This is a genomic window from Aerosakkonema funiforme FACHB-1375, from assembly GCF_014696265.1.
Taxonomy (GTDB): Bacteria; Cyanobacteriota; Cyanobacteriia; order Cyanobacteriales; family Aerosakkonemataceae; genus Aerosakkonema; species Aerosakkonema funiforme_A.
Genome location: NZ_JACJPW010000010.1, coordinates 59,171 through 73,408, shown reverse-complemented (window position 1 = coordinate 73,408; position 14,238 = coordinate 59,171). Strand labels below are relative to the sequence as shown.

Annotated in this window: 15 protein-coding genes; 14 read left to right on the top strand and 1 reads right to left on the bottom strand. The window is 40.5% G+C overall.

The window, feature by feature from the left end; genetic code table 11:
- Positions 1 to 81: 81 nt before the first annotated feature.
- Complete coding sequence (locus tag H6G03_RS05750) at positions 82 to 327, bottom strand: hypothetical protein (protein ID WP_190462976.1); 246 nt, start codon at positions 325 to 327, stop codon at positions 82 to 84.
- Positions 328 to 625: 298 nt separating this feature from the next.
- On the opposite strand from H6G03_RS05750, the gene H6G03_RS05745 reads away from it, so the two are divergent.
- The 14 genes from H6G03_RS05745 to H6G03_RS05680 all read left to right on the top strand — a co-directional run bounded on the left by H6G03_RS05745 (position 626) and on the right by H6G03_RS05680 (position 13,699).
- Positions 626 to 772, top strand: coding sequence for a hypothetical protein (locus H6G03_RS05745; RefSeq protein WP_190462973.1), 147 nt, complete (start codon positions 626 to 628; stop codon positions 770 to 772).
- 998 nt (positions 773 to 1,770) lie between these two features.
- Positions 1,771 to 2,850: a Gfo/Idh/MocA family protein gene (locus tag H6G03_RS05740; protein WP_190462972.1), complete on the top strand. Its 1,080-nt coding sequence runs from the start codon at positions 1,771 to 1,773 to the stop codon at positions 2,848 to 2,850.
- A 17-nt stretch (positions 2,851 to 2,867) separates the two neighbouring features.
- Complete coding sequence (locus H6G03_RS05735) at positions 2,868 to 3,554, top strand: class I SAM-dependent methyltransferase (RefSeq protein ID WP_190462970.1); 687 nt, start codon at positions 2,868 to 2,870, stop codon at positions 3,552 to 3,554.
- 21 nt (positions 3,555 to 3,575) lie between these two features.
- Entirely contained in the window at positions 3,576 to 4,514 is a 939-nt protein-coding gene (locus H6G03_RS05730; protein ID WP_190462968.1) for a GNAT family N-acetyltransferase, read from the top strand.
- A gap of 2 nt (positions 4,515 to 4,516) precedes the next feature.
- On the top strand, positions 4,517 to 5,824 hold the full coding sequence (locus H6G03_RS05725) for a DegT/DnrJ/EryC1/StrS family aminotransferase (protein ID WP_190462966.1): 1,308 nt from the start codon (positions 4,517 to 4,519) through the stop codon (positions 5,822 to 5,824).
- A gap of 47 nt (positions 5,825 to 5,871) precedes the next feature.
- Positions 5,872 to 6,654: a DNA-methyltransferase gene (locus tag H6G03_RS05720; protein WP_190462964.1), complete on the top strand. Its 783-nt coding sequence runs from the start codon at positions 5,872 to 5,874 to the stop codon at positions 6,652 to 6,654.
- Between the two features lie 20 nt (positions 6,655 to 6,674).
- Positions 6,675 to 7,172, top strand: coding sequence for an AAA family ATPase (locus tag H6G03_RS05715; protein ID WP_190462961.1), 498 nt, complete (start codon positions 6,675 to 6,677; stop codon positions 7,170 to 7,172).
- Positions 7,169 to 7,846, top strand: a complete 678-nt coding sequence (locus H6G03_RS05710; protein ID WP_190462959.1) for an alpha-ketoglutarate-dependent dioxygenase AlkB — start codon at positions 7,169 to 7,171, stop codon at positions 7,844 to 7,846. Before H6G03_RS05715 ends, H6G03_RS05710 begins: the two co-directional genes overlap by 4 nt.
- A 41-nt stretch (positions 7,847 to 7,887) precedes the next feature.
- Complete coding sequence (locus tag H6G03_RS05705; RefSeq protein WP_190462957.1) at positions 7,888 to 8,400, top strand: dual specificity protein phosphatase family protein; 513 nt, start codon at positions 7,888 to 7,890, stop codon at positions 8,398 to 8,400.
- 122 nt (positions 8,401 to 8,522) lie between these two features.
- Complete coding sequence (gene cobT / locus H6G03_RS05700) at positions 8,523 to 9,629, top strand: nicotinate mononucleotide-dependent phosphoribosyltransferase CobT (RefSeq protein ID WP_190462955.1); 1,107 nt, start codon at positions 8,523 to 8,525, stop codon at positions 9,627 to 9,629.
- Between the two features lie 169 nt (positions 9,630 to 9,798).
- Positions 9,799 to 10,533: a hypothetical protein gene (locus H6G03_RS05695; protein ID WP_190462953.1), complete on the top strand. Its 735-nt coding sequence runs from the start codon at positions 9,799 to 9,801 to the stop codon at positions 10,531 to 10,533.
- On the top strand, positions 10,520 to 11,314 hold the full coding sequence (locus tag H6G03_RS05690; RefSeq protein ID WP_190462951.1) for a diaminopimelate epimerase: 795 nt from the start codon (positions 10,520 to 10,522) through the stop codon (positions 11,312 to 11,314). The genes H6G03_RS05695 and H6G03_RS05690 overlap by 14 nt, the downstream gene beginning before the upstream one ends.
- Positions 11,277 to 12,449 carry a hypothetical protein gene (locus H6G03_RS05685; RefSeq protein WP_190462949.1) on the top strand — a complete coding sequence of 391 codons (1,173 nt, stop codon included), beginning with the start codon at positions 11,277 to 11,279 and terminating at the stop codon, positions 12,447 to 12,449. Before H6G03_RS05690 ends, H6G03_RS05685 begins: the two co-directional genes overlap by 38 nt.
- Positions 12,446 to 13,699, top strand: coding sequence for an ATP-grasp domain-containing protein (locus H6G03_RS05680; RefSeq protein WP_190462947.1), 1,254 nt, complete (start codon positions 12,446 to 12,448; stop codon positions 13,697 to 13,699). Before H6G03_RS05685 ends, H6G03_RS05680 begins: the two co-directional genes overlap by 4 nt.
- Positions 13,700 to 14,238: the final 539 nt, after the last annotated feature.

Below are 14,238 nucleotides of genomic sequence, written 5' to 3'. Positions count from 1 at the left end.
AACTGCTGCGCGATTGATCGGGCGTAGCAGGAGATTCCACAGATAAAATCCAGTTGCTGTTTTGCCAACTGGACGAGCAATTTAAACTCCCTCATCTGTCTCTAACTCAAGATCTTGGTTTTGCCTAGCAAACTGCCCTAATTTTTTAATTTTCTGCGTTCTAGGGTCTTTTATGCCAATTTTTAGAGCTAATTCTGCACGGATAGCTCTTGAGGGGATTTTTTGTCGAATCAAAATTGGGAACAGCCAAAGCTGCCCATCTGAGTTACAATAGTGGGACATAATACCTCCTGGTATTAAAGAAATTTGAGCGAATAAATCGCTCAAACAGTTGTGCCGCCAAGCTTCTACTGTTCGAGAGATTTTGGAAGGGAGTACCAAAGGTACTCCCTTTTACCATACTTGGGATTCTAACACAGCTTTTCCCAATCTATAACGAGGTTAACCGCAAAATTTTGACTAAGCTGGTAACTCCCAAAGAGATAAAGCTATTAAAGGAGCCGCACACAGCAGTACGGAACGGAAAGGTCAGCTTTCTTTCAGCTTAATCGATAACTAGGTTGCTTCAAAGGGGCTGCTCTGGAAGCAGAAGTCGTATTTCTGATACTTTTAGTATTCAGTCAAGATGAGTGTAACACCTTCAGGATTTAAGCAAAGGGAGAAAGTTGGTGATAGCGATCGCATTGTAGCCAATCTTCCACTGCGGCATAAGTTTGCTCAACCAGTGTTCGCATCGGTAAGCAGTAAGCTAGGCGGCGAAGCGTGCGCTTAGAATTTCTTCATCGCCGTAACGTCTGCGCCAAAGCTAACCCTGCCCCTATTGGCACATTCAGCAGAATTGGGAGTTCTGATGCTGTGGCTAGTCGCTCCTGATAAGGAACGGTGGGTTTTGAGTATTTTCAATAAATCATTCAGAGTAATTTTGCATAGCAACCGCGCTGAAGCGGCTGTCAAATAGACCTTTCCAATAACTCCCGAACCCTTTCACTGTTTGGTTTTTGACTGCCTCTCCTTAAAGGGGGAGGCAGTCAAAAACCAACGTTTTAATCGGGGTTTGAGGATTTTGGTTCTTCCGTACTTACTGTGCTAAATTATTAGGGAATGGTATACATGGCTATGCTTGGGTAGAATCTCTGCAATTCTTTATTGCACAAACTACACAATTAATGGCATTAAGTCCACATAAACGTCCCTATTATCAACGAGGTCGAAGAGCCGAAATCCTTATCAAATCTACTTTTCGACTATAGTTGTCGCCCCTTCAGATAGATCGGTTCCACGTTATGAAATTGATCGGCCGAGCCCCTCTATATTGAGTATTTCTACTCAATCAATGCCTATCCCACTTCTACGCTTGGAGCCACTGCATCTGTGACAGTTGTGGGTGCGGAATGTGGGTTACCAGGTAAGGATTACAGCTATTTTTTCAACCGGACTGTGCCTGGTCGCTGGGCTAACACTCAGTTAACTAGGGCAGAGTATGGCCTGTACTCTGCCGTGGACACAGAGAGAAAAGCTGGAACCTTTGCCAGTTAAGATTTCCACTCCTGCCTTCAGCAGACACAAGCTTAAGCGGGCAGGCTGGACTTTAGTGATATGAGTAATACTTACTTTTCTTTACGTACCCCCTATCCCCTCAAAGGTTAGGGTTGTTGACAAGTAAAGATTTGTAACAAAAAATGTCCTTTCGCATAAAACTTTCAACCCAATCCCAATAGAGAAGTAGGAGTGCATAAAAGTTTTACCCTGAAGATACTTTTTTGTATTCCGTTGTCCAACAAAATCCTAATCGTTAACCGAGATTTCGGCTATTTGCTGGAGGCTCCTCAAACTGTCATGTCTACGAGCAATATAACCCAACTAAGAATTGGCTTTTGCGGTTTTGGTGCTTCGGCAAGTCATTTCCATATGCCACTAATTCGTCAGGAACCTGGCTTGAATTTAATTGCCGTCTTCGATCCGATATTTGAACGAACTCAGTGTGCCAAGCAGCGGGGTTTTCAGTTTACTTTATCTCCAGAGGATTTGGAGAAGGCAATAAGAGAACTTTCATTAGATATTATTGTTGTCACATCCCCTAATACCTTGCACTACGTTCAGGCAAAAACAGCACTGGAAGCTGGCGCTCATGTTTTAGTGGATAAACCCCTTGCACTTTGCAGCGAAGAAGTCAACCTACTTGTCGATTTGGCTAATCGTAAAAACCTAGTTTTGATGGCTTTTCAGAACAGACGATACGATGATGACCATCTCCAAGCACTAGAAATTGTTCAAAGCCAAGAGATAGGAGAGATTATTCGGATTGATGCAGCGATCGCATCCTGGGGACCATCAAATAAATTTGCAGTTCCGGATTTTTGTCCCACTTGGCGTACAGAGAAAAGCTACGGGGGCGGTGGTCTTTATGACTGGGGTCCGCACATTTTAGACCAACTCTTGAGGTTTGCTAATTGGAAACTCCCAAATCGGATTCACGCGATAGGTCGGTCTTCTATCTGGTCTACTGATTGTGACGATATTTTAATCGCCATATACGATTGGGAAAATTTTTCCGCTCGTGTACTCATCTCAGCAGTAGATATGGCACCAGTAGAAAGACTTCGTATCTGCGGTACAAAAGGCACGGTTGTAGTTCGTGGAGATGACAATCACGGAGAAGTAATAAAGTACAGTTCGACTACTTCCGAATCCCGCCGTTACTCAAACTCTCTACTCTTAGCAACGCCGATCTATCGGGCTTTAATTCATGCTATTACTACTGGGCAGCGAGAGAATATCGTTAGGTATTTAGACAATACCAAAAAATTATTTAGCCTAATAGACCAGACTCGTCAAAGCTTCAATTTTTAAGAAAGGAGAAATTCTAAATGACAGTCCCCAGTTCATGGTTTGGACCGAGTTCTTATACCCTAGCACTTAAATTGGTTAGCTTTGGCTTACCTCAAATTGAAGCCATCTCATTTGCCTGTGCCCAAAAGTATGGAACCCTCCAATATTTTACTATGCACCGAGAAGAGCGGGAAAAAGTCAACTGGGCAGTAACCTACTTAGAGATATGCCAAAAGTTAAGAATTGACGTAGCCCATAAAAAAGTTTTAGTAGTGGGTGTTAATGATGGGATGGATATTGAACTATTTAATCATTGCCAGATTATCGGTATCGATCCATGCCATCAAGCACTTGCCCTAGCTAGAGCCAATTTTCCTCACCATGAATTTCAAATTGCTCTAGCTGAATCTCTACCGCTAGCAGATGCTTCTGTCGATGCTTATATTGCTTTGCGAGTCATTAACTGTTCGACTGTAAATATTAAGTCTTTAATAGAAGAATTACAGCGTACTTTAAAGCCAAATGGTTCTTTTATATTTTCTATCGCTAACGGTTTTTTTGATAAAAAAATATACAAAGTAGGAGTTTTTAAAGATGGAAAAGTGAATTTAGAATACGCTAACTCCCTCAAAAATGAGCTTTTAAATCTACTTGAAGGCGTAGGGACTCAGTTAACTGTGGTAGAGCATCCTATAGAAACATTTATATTTGGGTGCAAAAATTAGTAAGAAAATGGGCAAAAATTTATGGAAATAGAAGAAATTTTAGACATTGAAAAATGGGATGATTTTATCAAGAATACTCGAGAGGGAACTGTTTTTCATACATCCTCTTGGTTTCAAGCATCACCTCATAATTTTTTGAGAATCGGAGTTTTTCAAAAAGGTAAGCTTTTGGCTGGTGCAATTCTCCAAATAAACGAACATCGCTTTGGTACTTTGGGAACTTTAGCTCCTTACTTAGGCCCAGTATTTGCAAAATTTCCTAATGGCGAAATGGTTCCTGAAACAAAAAGAAAAGTTATGTCAAAACTTGCACGAGGTATTCGAGAAAGAGTACCAAAATCAACTTTTTTTGTATCTCCTTGGCTTGAAACCCTTCAACAATTTATTTGTACAGGGTTTGAAGCTAAACTCCTTTATACCACAGTTTTACGAACTACAGACTTAGATGAAACTCAGGCGCAATTTTCGCCAACACTCAGACGCAACATCAAAGCTGCACTACAAATTGGCCTAACAGTAGAGCAAAGTAGCGAGCCATCAGAACTTCTTACCCTCGTCCGCCAATCTTTTGTTAGACAAGGACATTCTATCTGGTTCAATTTAGAAGAGGCTGATGCCTGTATGCGTCATCTGGCTAAGTTGGGACAAGCAATTTGTTTTATTACTCGCAACCAGGATGGTTTGCCTGTTGCTGCTGCTGGTATTGTCTGGGATTGGCATCGAAGTTATTACATTCTTGGAGGTTATGACCACACGCGATCGCACCGTGGAGGATCATCTTTAGCACTATGGAGTGCTATCCAGTTTACGCATCAGGAACTTGGTCTTACAGAAATTGACCTTGAAGGATCGCACCTTCCAGCTATAGAGCGCTTTTTCCGACAGTTCGGTGGGCGCTGGCTACCTTTTTATTACGTTACTGAAGCTAGAAATCCATTAATTAATACTCAGGAAATTTAACTATGCTAGCCATTTTTGGTGGAAATCCGGTAATTGCCAACAAAGAACTGCACGGTCATTATCCTCCTATAGGAATTAGTGAGCGCCAACGTATTAGTGCCGTTCTTGACAGTGGTATTTTATGGGGCCCTTGGGCACCAATGACGCGAGAACTCGAACAAAAGTGGGCTGAACGTACAGGTGTGAGCCACTGTGCAGCTTTGAATTCTGGGACTGCTGCTCTTCATTGCGCTTTGGCAGGATGCGGTGTGAAAGTTGGCGATGAAGTAATTGTGCCAGCCTACTCATTCATTGCCACTGCGAGTGCAGTTCTCATGGTTGGTGCAATTCCAATTTTTGTTGACATCCAACCAGAAACGGGAAATATCAATCCCGATCTAGTAGAAGCTGCTATTACTGACAAGACTAAAGCGATCGTTACAGTTCATTTACACGGGTTGCCTGCCGATATGGAACAATTAAGAGCGATCGCTCAACGTCATCAACTTTATCTGATTGAAGACTGTGCTCAAGCTCATGGAGCAATCTATCAGGGAAAAGCCGTTGGTAGCTTATCTGATGTTGGCGCGTTTTCTTTGAACGCTACCAAAGTGCTTGCCGGACCTGAAGGAGGACTTTTAACAACTAATAGTGATGCCATTTTTAATCGTGCTGCCAAGATGAGGGTGTTTGGAACAGAGTGGCATGAAGGCAAGCAAATTGTGAGAGACGCAGATAGCCTTGGCTACAACTATCGCACTAATGAATTAATGGCTGCTTTCGCTTTAGCACGTTTGGAATCACTAGACTCAGAACAAGAAATCAGGATTTCTAATGCCCAGCATCTCATTAATGGCATAAAGGACTTGCCAGGTGTTTCTGTACCCCCTTTACAGGTAGAAGACAGAAATCATATCTTCCAAATGATTCGAGTTAGGGTTAATGCCAAAATATTAGGATTAAAACTGTCATCTGAAGAACTGCGAGAGCGCATTGTTTTTGCTCTTGCGGCTGAAGGCGCAAATTGGTGGATTTGGGAGCGCAAGCCATTACCAGCTTACTCAATTTTTCAGTCCCTTAACGCTGATGGCGATGGCTATCCTTGGTGTCTGCCACAAGCTCGAAAGAATATTAGTTATCATCCAGGAAATTATCCAGTCAGTCTGGCTACGTCCAGAGATAGCATATTCACTACGGCTCACTTCCCTCCTAACACAGCAAATTTAATGGAGCTTTATGTAGAAGCATTTCATAAAGTGTGGGCTAACTTAGATGCTGTTTCTAAATTACCTATTTTGCTAAACGAAAATGGTATACAAAAACCTTTTTAGGGGGAACAAGCTTGTTGCATTTATGTACATTTATTGATTCATAGAAAATGCTTTCTCAACTCACACCTAGCTTTAATACTGCTTTAGGCTCTGCCTATTTGGGAGAGTCATTAGAATTACTTAAAATTGTCCCCAGTAATTCAAAAAATTTAATTATTTCATCCCCTCCATTTGCTTTATACTCTAAGGAAATTTATGGCTCTCGATATGTTACATGGATGTTGAAATATGCTGAAGAGTTTGAGCGAATATTGCTGCCAACTGGCAGTCTTGTTCTTGAGTTGGGCAGTACTTGGTTTCGTGATATACCTGAACGTTCAGTTCATAACTATCAACTAATTTCTAAATTATGCTCCCAAGAAAGCTGGCATCTTATCCAAGAATTTTACTGGTACAATCCAAATCTACTAACAACTCCTAATGATTGGACAGAAAGAGAATATATACGATTTAATGATTCAATTAGCATCATTTGGTGGCTTTCTAGAACAACACATCCTCAAGTAAATACCTCCCATATTTCACAGTACAGAAATTCACTAACAGGGAAATTATCTAATTTGTTACTGTTTGATGATGTAGCAGAAGATGCTGCTTACCTCAGCCGATGCTACAAAGCTGGCTTAGAACCCCAATCAAACCGTTTTCCGTCAACATTTCCTGATTTTTTCATACGCTTATTAACTAAGCCTAATGATACTGTTTTAGACCCATTTGCAGGAAGTTGTACAACAGGAAAGGTTGCTGAATCTTTAGGAAGAAAGTGGATATGTATTGAAGGAAAAGAATCATCATTAAATAGTGGTATTTTGCGATTTGATTTAGTGTAAACCAACAATATTTAAAGTTTATGTCTAACACGAAAATTGCTATTATTGCTGGTGCCCCCGGAGTCGGTAAAACAACTATTGCACGTCGAACCTGTGAGACTATTCAAGAGCGGCTTGAGTGTATTGTTGTTCATATTGAAGTGGATGATGTGAGATGGATGATATTAGGTGATAACTCCGATTGTAGTCCTCATCCAATGTGGCTAAAGCTTGTTGAAAGCATAGTCAATAGGGCAATGACATTTGCAGAAGTGGTTATAATTGAGGGACTTTTTTATGAATCTAGAACAGTCGAACGCCTCCTCATCCGCTATCCTGACGCAAAAATATTCATGTTGGAGGCTTCCCTAGAAATATGTTTAGAGCGCAATCGAAATCGAGAAGTTATATCTGAGCGTTTAAATGATGAAGAAATAAAGAGACTGCATCTTCTTACTCGTCCAACTTCATGGAAGAGGTTAAATGCAAATCTGCCAATAGAAACTTTAGCAATCCAACTTGTCAGCCAAATTTTATGACATTGATTTACGAGTACGATTACTTAGATATTAACCAGACACAATGGCTAGTAGAAAACGAGATAGATCCATTGTTAGTCAAGTCTCCTCTCTATAGAGGTACCTATCCTAGTGGTGCGAGGTTCAAGTTTGAAATGACTAATTGTGGGGACTATGGTTGGATATCAGACCAAAATGGACAACGTTACCAGCAAACTCACCCAATTACAGGAGCAAAATGGCAACCAGTACCGCCAGTAATTAAGCGCATTATGCACACTGAGGGAGCCAAACTATATCCAAGCTTTGAGGTGCAAAGTGTTTTGATTAATGTTTATAAATCATGTGATACTTACCCGATTATGAGCTTCCATCAGGATATAACCGAAGAAAATAAGGAAGCACCAATAGTATCCTTAAGTTTTGAATTAGGAGGAGACTTTTACGTCGCAGGTTTGTCTCATCCTGGTCGCGACTACCCACCTACTGACCCATCTGTACAAAAATTTTTGGTAAAGGATGGCACTTTAATTATTTTGGCTGACGAACATAGGCTAGCTTATCATGCCTTTGGTACACTTCATCCATTTGTATCTAGAACACTCTTTACTCGTCGGATTAACCTGACTGCACGAATGGTATATTTACCCAACAAGAAGGCAAGTGATGACAAGGATGAAATTAGCGTCCTATAAACATAGGATTTTAATCAATAAAACACAATCAAGATAAAAATATGAAAACTCAACTTTTGTCTCAGCTAAATCCATTAACTGAAATATTGATCGCTTCCCATATAGAGGCTAACGAGTACCTATTTAACACAAATCAACAAGGATTAATCAAATACTTAATTTCTATTGGAGATCCCGGCGATAGTGCACCATCTGGTTTTTGCCAAGTACCTCTCCGCCTACGTCTCGAGTTTCATGATCTAGAAAAATCGAACAATGATCTCAACTCTGTTTTACCTACATATGAGAACATAGCTAAAGTTATTGATTTCATAAATTCAATTGCTAATTGGAATGGTGCGATGTTGATTCATTGTCACGCAGGAATAAGCCGCTCCACAGCCATTGCTTTAATAGTATGGGCTTACTTACTCGGTTCTGGTGGAGAGGAACAAGCTTTAGCCTATGTGTTAACAGCTAGACCTCAAGCTAGGCCCAACCGATTGATTGTCAAACTTGGAGATGAACTTTTGAATCGAAGGAGTAAGTTAATACAACTCCTAGATTCTACATGATTGTTTCTTTTATCGGATTAATCGATGAGCCCTAAATTGACAGATATTTTCGTTTGAACAAGAGCAGTATAGCCTTTAAAAGCTAGTTTCTTGGTTGATTCAATTTTTGAAGTAACAAAACCATGATAAAAATTCACACTCAATTATTTCAGGCAAAACGGTGGCTCGAACGTTATCGAGGAGTTCAACCTGTGTTTGCGTGCGTTTTTGGATTTACTGCAACAGGGTTAGTTCCAGGAATTTCTACAGCAGGTGTGACACCAGAAGATCGATTTTATACTGCTATCAGAGATGCTGAATTTCTCTATAATAGCCTATCTCAGTACCAGTGTCCTTTACCATTTTTCAAACCTACTTCTTCCCCCGCATTGATTTCCAGCGCTATTTTGGAAAGGCAGAAAATTCCAACTTATTTATTTAATGCAGGTTTGCCTCTCGTTCCACGAATCCCTTTAATCGATTTGGGGGGAAAACCAGCTAAGTGTGTGAGTCAAGGCTGTGCATTAGAAATGACTACGGTGAGACATCTCCTAGAACAAGGCTTAATTTGGGGTGAACGACTCGCTAAACGAGGCAAATATTTAATAGTTGGCGAGTGCGTAGTTGGGGGAACTACCACAGCTCTCGCAATTCTAACAGGTTTAGGTTTTTCTGCTCTTGGCAAAGTAAATAGCAGTCATCCAACTTGTAACCATGATCAAAAGTGGGTACTGGTACAATCTGGGCTAAATAAATTCGAGGAGCAAACTTGTTGGCAAAATTCCTTGCTTACCACAACTTCACGTCCGGTTCTCTCCCTTCTTGCTGCATTAGGAGATCCAATGCAAGTTGTGGTAGCTGGAATGGCGATCGCAGCTAGCCGCGTAGGAGGGGTACTACTAGCGGGCGGTACGCAAATGCTAGCAGTTTATGCCTTAATCAGGACGATAGCAAGAGAACTTACCCTTATTTGGCAACCAGAGCAAGTTGTGGTTGGAACTACTCGCTGGGTTGTAGAAGATGCCACAGGTGACACGGTAGGGCTGGCAGAGGAAGTAGGTGCAGTTCCTCTATTAGCTACGCAACTGAGTTTAGCTAATTCCTGTCATCACCAACTCCGTGCCTATGAACAAGGATATGCAAAAGAAGGTGTAGGAGCAGGGGGATGTGCAATTGCTGCCAATCTTTACTTAGGGTGGGAGCAAGCTCAGTTTATTGAGGTTATTGATAGTTTATATACAGCAATATAAATAGTTTACTATCAAAGCTTATAATACATAGCTTTTGATAAAAGTAACCAAAAGTTTCTGCTGGCATTTTAATTTTATGGAACTCTCAATTTTAGTGCGCTGTTCTGACGATATACGTTTAATCAAATGTATCGATAGTATCGATGTATCATGTCAGGTGGTTGTAACAATGACACCTAATCTAGAACTTCAAAAAGAACTAGAATCCCGAGGAATAACCTATGCTTTGAGCCCCAAAGGAAATCCAGCAGCTACTACTTTGGCTGGAATTAAACATTGTTATTATTCTAAAGTGCTCTTGATAGATTGCGATTGTATTTTCTTGCCAGGAGCAATTAAACGGATGTACACTCTTGCTCAATCAGCAGATATTGTTAGACCCAATATCGAATTTGAAGCTACCGATCTCTCCTCGTATGCAACTCGATTAGCACGAGATTTTCAATATACTTACTTTGGTTTCATCTATGAACCTGGACTGTTACTGAATCTGAATCGTATTCTCCCTTTAATAGGTGGTTATCTTTTTACACCTTTTGCGCCATTTACTCCTGATGGAGAACTAGACTACCGTTTACGTCAGTTTGAGATTAGTAAAGATCTGAAGATAGTTACTGATTCCGATCGCACTCTTATTCATGCCGCTTTGTCTTTTAGTAAACATCTCCACTCTTACTGGCGCTATGGCTTCAGCGAAGCTAGTCGGATGGTTTATTTAGAACAACCAGTTTTTATGAATTTTGTTGCTGGAATAGCATACCGATACTGGATGGCTTGGTCTCATAAGTATCCTTTTTCTACTGGTATTTTGATAGCCATTTGCGATCTTTGCTACATAATTTCTATCCTTGTCCACTTATTACTTTTCATTCTTCGGAGAAATCAAAAACATGATTCTAAATAATGATTATGTGGATAAGCTTCAGTGTTCAGAAATTTATAGCATTTGTGGCAACCGGATTGTCATGTATCAAGTAGAAATGACCGATCGAGATTTACGTAGAGCCAGCCACCTATCTAACCTTTGTTGGTTTCATGGGCAGCGCATAGCTGACGGTGTAGCCTGTTTATCTCCGAGAAAGAACTATACGCGATTTTGTTTTTTTAATCCAGACGGTTCGTTTGAGTTAGTTTGTGGAAATGCCTTGTTTGCTGCTACTGCTTTACTAAGTAATAGTTCTGTAAATCCACTGAAAATTTACCCCTTTGATATTCCTCCCCTTGAACTATCTGATGAAAAAGATAGATACACTATTACAACTCCTGTTTCAATTGGCTATCAACCTATTTTAGTTGAGTCTTTACCTCCTTCTGTTATTCATAACACTGGTTCACCTCACTTAGTTGTGCAAGTTGATAATGTAGCATCTGTAAATCTTCCTAAATTAGGTGCTACTGTTACATATCAGTTAGAAGTAAATCTAACGATTTTCAGCATCTGCAATGGAAAAATATTAGCACGGACTTATGAAAGAGGTGTTGAAGCTGAAACAGATGCCTGTGGCACTGGTGCAATGGCAGTAGCTGTAGAAACAAATATTCGTTCGATTAATTCTTCATCTATTATCTATCCTGGGGGAATCTACGAGGTAAAAATTCTCAAAACTTTTCCTCAACCTGTTATTGCCTTATCTGTGGACAAAGCTTATGTTGAACTCATCGAAAATGGAACACGCCCTAACTAAGTTAGGTAGGGCGGCGGGTCTTTGCCAGTGCGGAAAGGATGTACTGGCAACTTGGGCTAATGCGGTAGTGACTGGTAATATTGCTGACTATAATATGGCACGCTACAGCTTAGTAGCTGCCTTGGGCAATCGTGTAGAGCGTCTCGCTATTGTTGCACCTCTGATTTCGTGGAAAACAACTCATCTTAACATCCTAGTATTTCGCCCTTGTTATCAGGAATATGAAGAAGTCAAGCAACAATGGCCTGAGAACGTTCCTTTACTTCCACTTCATTTACCAGTAGAATTAGAAGCCGGAATCGGGCCGTATGCAACAGGCCGTCATCTAGTTTTATTTCTCGATAGCGCAGCTCCCAGAGGAGACAATCTTCCACAGTCTGTTTGTCTTAGTCTTGAATTTTTAACTACTTGGCGTGCAAGATGGGATATTGCTATAGATTGGCTCACTCCAGTTGCAGTTCCATTGATGAAAGATCGTATACAAGAACTTGCTGATAGCGAATCCCGAAAAAACCGTGCCATCCTGGAATCAATTCTTGCTCATGAAATAGGTCATACAGATGGATTATGGCCTATTTTTCCAAATCATCCTAATTTTGAGCTATCAGCTTTTGCGTCTGTTCCTATCTCACAAGAGGCAGTATTTCGGATTATTTGTAGTGCATTAGCAGATATTGCTGCTGACATAGCACACGCTCATACAGTCACAAGTTATGCCCTTGTTTCATCTTTTGTTTATCACCTTTTAAATCTTCATCGGTGCTGGCAACTAGAGCCTTTCACACCTGGAATTATCTGGAAACCCCTTGCCAAAGATTCGGATTGTCTTGCTGGAGCCTTAGTTGCTTTATCTGTGGTGATGGCTGGAACTAACAGTCAGCCGTACTTGACACAAGCATCTATTAGAGAAGGTTTTTACAATCTAGAGCAGACTTTGCAGGAATTGATTGCGGATATTAAATGCGGATGTACAGAAACAGCATTCAAATTGCTGCAAATACCGATACCTTCTCACCTCAGAAACCTTTTGGATATGGGTCTACCACTCTCTAATATAAGTTTTGAGAAGCAATTGCCGATGCAGAACACTCTAAAGCTTATGTTATTGGAATTTTTGACGGAGTTAAAACAATGAGAATTGTTATTGTGGGAAACGATCTCAGAACAATAGCTCTTGCTAGAGTTCTTTTGGCTGAAGGACATGAAGTTTTAGCAGTTCCTGGATTTTTAGAGACGAAACTTAAAGGGTTATTGTCAATACCACTCCCAATCAGATATAAGGAAGAACCAGCTTGGCAACAGATTCGTCGCGTTAGCGAAATTCTAAATTTAGTTAATCAGCTAAAACCCGATTTGGTAGTCTGCCTTCACGTAGAATCTTCTGATGTGGGTTTAGTTGATGCGCTCATTTATCAATCAAAAGGTAATTACCTGGTTTTTGGGGTTAATCAAAAAGCGTCCCAGCTGGAGACATCAAAGGCTTATGGTATCTCAATTGCTCGTGCTAGTGGTTTGTCTGTACCATCAACTGAAATCGTGCGCGATCGCGATCGGCAGCAATGGTTACTTCAACAACAGACGTTACCTAATCGTCGTTTGGTAATCAAAGCTGATGGATTGGCTGGAGGGCGCGGTACGTTATTTGCTAATAACGCTACTGAGCTTTTAGCAGCTTTCCAAGCTTTGTCAGAGGGTGATGTTATTGTTCAAGAGTATATAGAAGGACAGGAAGTAGCTCTTTCCTTGATGTGCCAAGGCAGAAATATAGTGCTTCTCAATGTAAATTTTGAATTTAAACGGGCTTTTGATGGCGATCGAGGACCAAATACTCCAGGGATGGGAACTGTAGCACGAAATGCTTTTGACCTTAGACACAGCTTATGCTTTCTAGAAGCGCTACCACAAGTTTTGGAATCTTTAGGTTACTGTGGGCCTCTTGATGTTAACTTTATGGTGGATTCCCAACGGCATAAACCTGTTTTTCTAGAATTTACTGCACGTTTTGGCGATCCAGAACTCTCAAGTGAAATTCTTTTACTCAAAAACGTGGATCGATTATTGTTTAGTGTGGCCTCTGGAATCAAACCTAAAATAATATTTCGGCCAGAGCTTTGGGGAGTAGGAGTTGTTGCTAGAGGCGGGACTCATATTCTGGTTGATGAAGATGAAAACTTTACTCACGATTTTAGGGTCAATACTGGTGGAATGGAATCTTGTTTTTCAGGAGTCGGTTATTCCATCTCAAGAACAATTAAAAAAGTTTACAGATATCTTTATAGCTCAGTATCCTTAGAAACTAAATTTCGCAAAGACGTTGGGCAAAACGTATCTTCACGTTGGAAATTATTACAACAAATATTGAATATTTATACTTATAAAATATAAAGTAAAAGTGCCAAGCTTTTCAATGTAAATTGATTTGGGCAAGTTTTAACTACGTGCCCATGCCCTCCTCTCCAGGCGCGTTAGAGAAGCAGGCGATCGCTGCAAAACGGGTGGTATAAAGCGATTGCTAACCTGTAGGTAGCTGCCGCACTAGAAAAAATTCAGTAAACCGAGAAGTGAGAACGATCGCCAGAGCAGTAAGGGTCTGCCGTGACTGCTGGAGCCGGGTAAATTGTATCCAAAAATACAATTTACCCCGCCATCGCATCCAGACATTATATAATTGGTCTATTAAAATTGGCGAGGACTGGTAACTTCATCAAAAATTTATATAATAGGGCGTTTTTTAAAGATTATTTAAAGTTTAAAGCTAGCTAAGTATATTCACTGGTGTATTTGTTCGAGCTAGAGGGTAAGTTTTACCTGATTGGCGTTTACATCTAGCTGTAGAAGGACAAAAGCGAGTTTAGAGTGGAGTTTTACCGTCAGGGTTCAAGGCATCTTTAAGTTGGTTATTCAAAAACAGAACTTGGATAAGT

What these genes read in the sequence shown, in the direction of transcription:
- H6G03_RS05745 (WP_190462973.1), top strand. Translation starts at nt 626, where the DNA reads ATGAGTGTAACACCTTCAGGATTTAAGCAAAGGGAGAAAGTTGGTGAT.
- H6G03_RS05735 (WP_190462970.1), top strand. Translation starts at nt 2,868, where the DNA reads ATGACAGTCCCCAGTTCATGGTTTGGACCGAGTTCTTATACCCTAGCA.
- H6G03_RS05730 (WP_190462968.1), top strand. Translation starts at nt 3,576, where the DNA reads ATGGAAATAGAAGAAATTTTAGACATTGAAAAATGGGATGATTTTATC.
- H6G03_RS05725 (WP_190462966.1), top strand. Translation starts at nt 4,517, where the DNA reads ATGCTAGCCATTTTTGGTGGAAATCCGGTAATTGCCAACAAAGAACTG.
- H6G03_RS05720 (WP_190462964.1), top strand. Translation starts at nt 5,872, where the DNA reads ATGCTTTCTCAACTCACACCTAGCTTTAATACTGCTTTAGGCTCTGCC.
- H6G03_RS05715 (WP_190462961.1), top strand. Translation starts at nt 6,675, where the DNA reads ATGTCTAACACGAAAATTGCTATTATTGCTGGTGCCCCCGGAGTCGGT.
- H6G03_RS05710 (WP_190462959.1), top strand. Translation starts at nt 7,169, where the DNA reads ATGACATTGATTTACGAGTACGATTACTTAGATATTAACCAGACACAA.
- H6G03_RS05705 (WP_190462957.1), top strand. Translation starts at nt 7,888, where the DNA reads ATGAAAACTCAACTTTTGTCTCAGCTAAATCCATTAACTGAAATATTG.
- cobT (WP_190462955.1), top strand. Translation starts at nt 8,523, where the DNA reads ATGATAAAAATTCACACTCAATTATTTCAGGCAAAACGGTGGCTCGAA.
- H6G03_RS05695 (WP_190462953.1), top strand. Translation starts at nt 9,799, where the DNA reads ATGACACCTAATCTAGAACTTCAAAAAGAACTAGAATCCCGAGGAATA.
- H6G03_RS05690 (WP_190462951.1), top strand. Translation starts at nt 10,520, where the DNA reads ATGATTCTAAATAATGATTATGTGGATAAGCTTCAGTGTTCAGAAATT.
- H6G03_RS05685 (WP_190462949.1), top strand. Translation starts at nt 11,277, where the DNA reads ATGTTGAACTCATCGAAAATGGAACACGCCCTAACTAAGTTAGGTAGG.
- H6G03_RS05680 (WP_190462947.1), top strand. Translation starts at nt 12,446, where the DNA reads ATGAGAATTGTTATTGTGGGAAACGATCTCAGAACAATAGCTCTTGCT.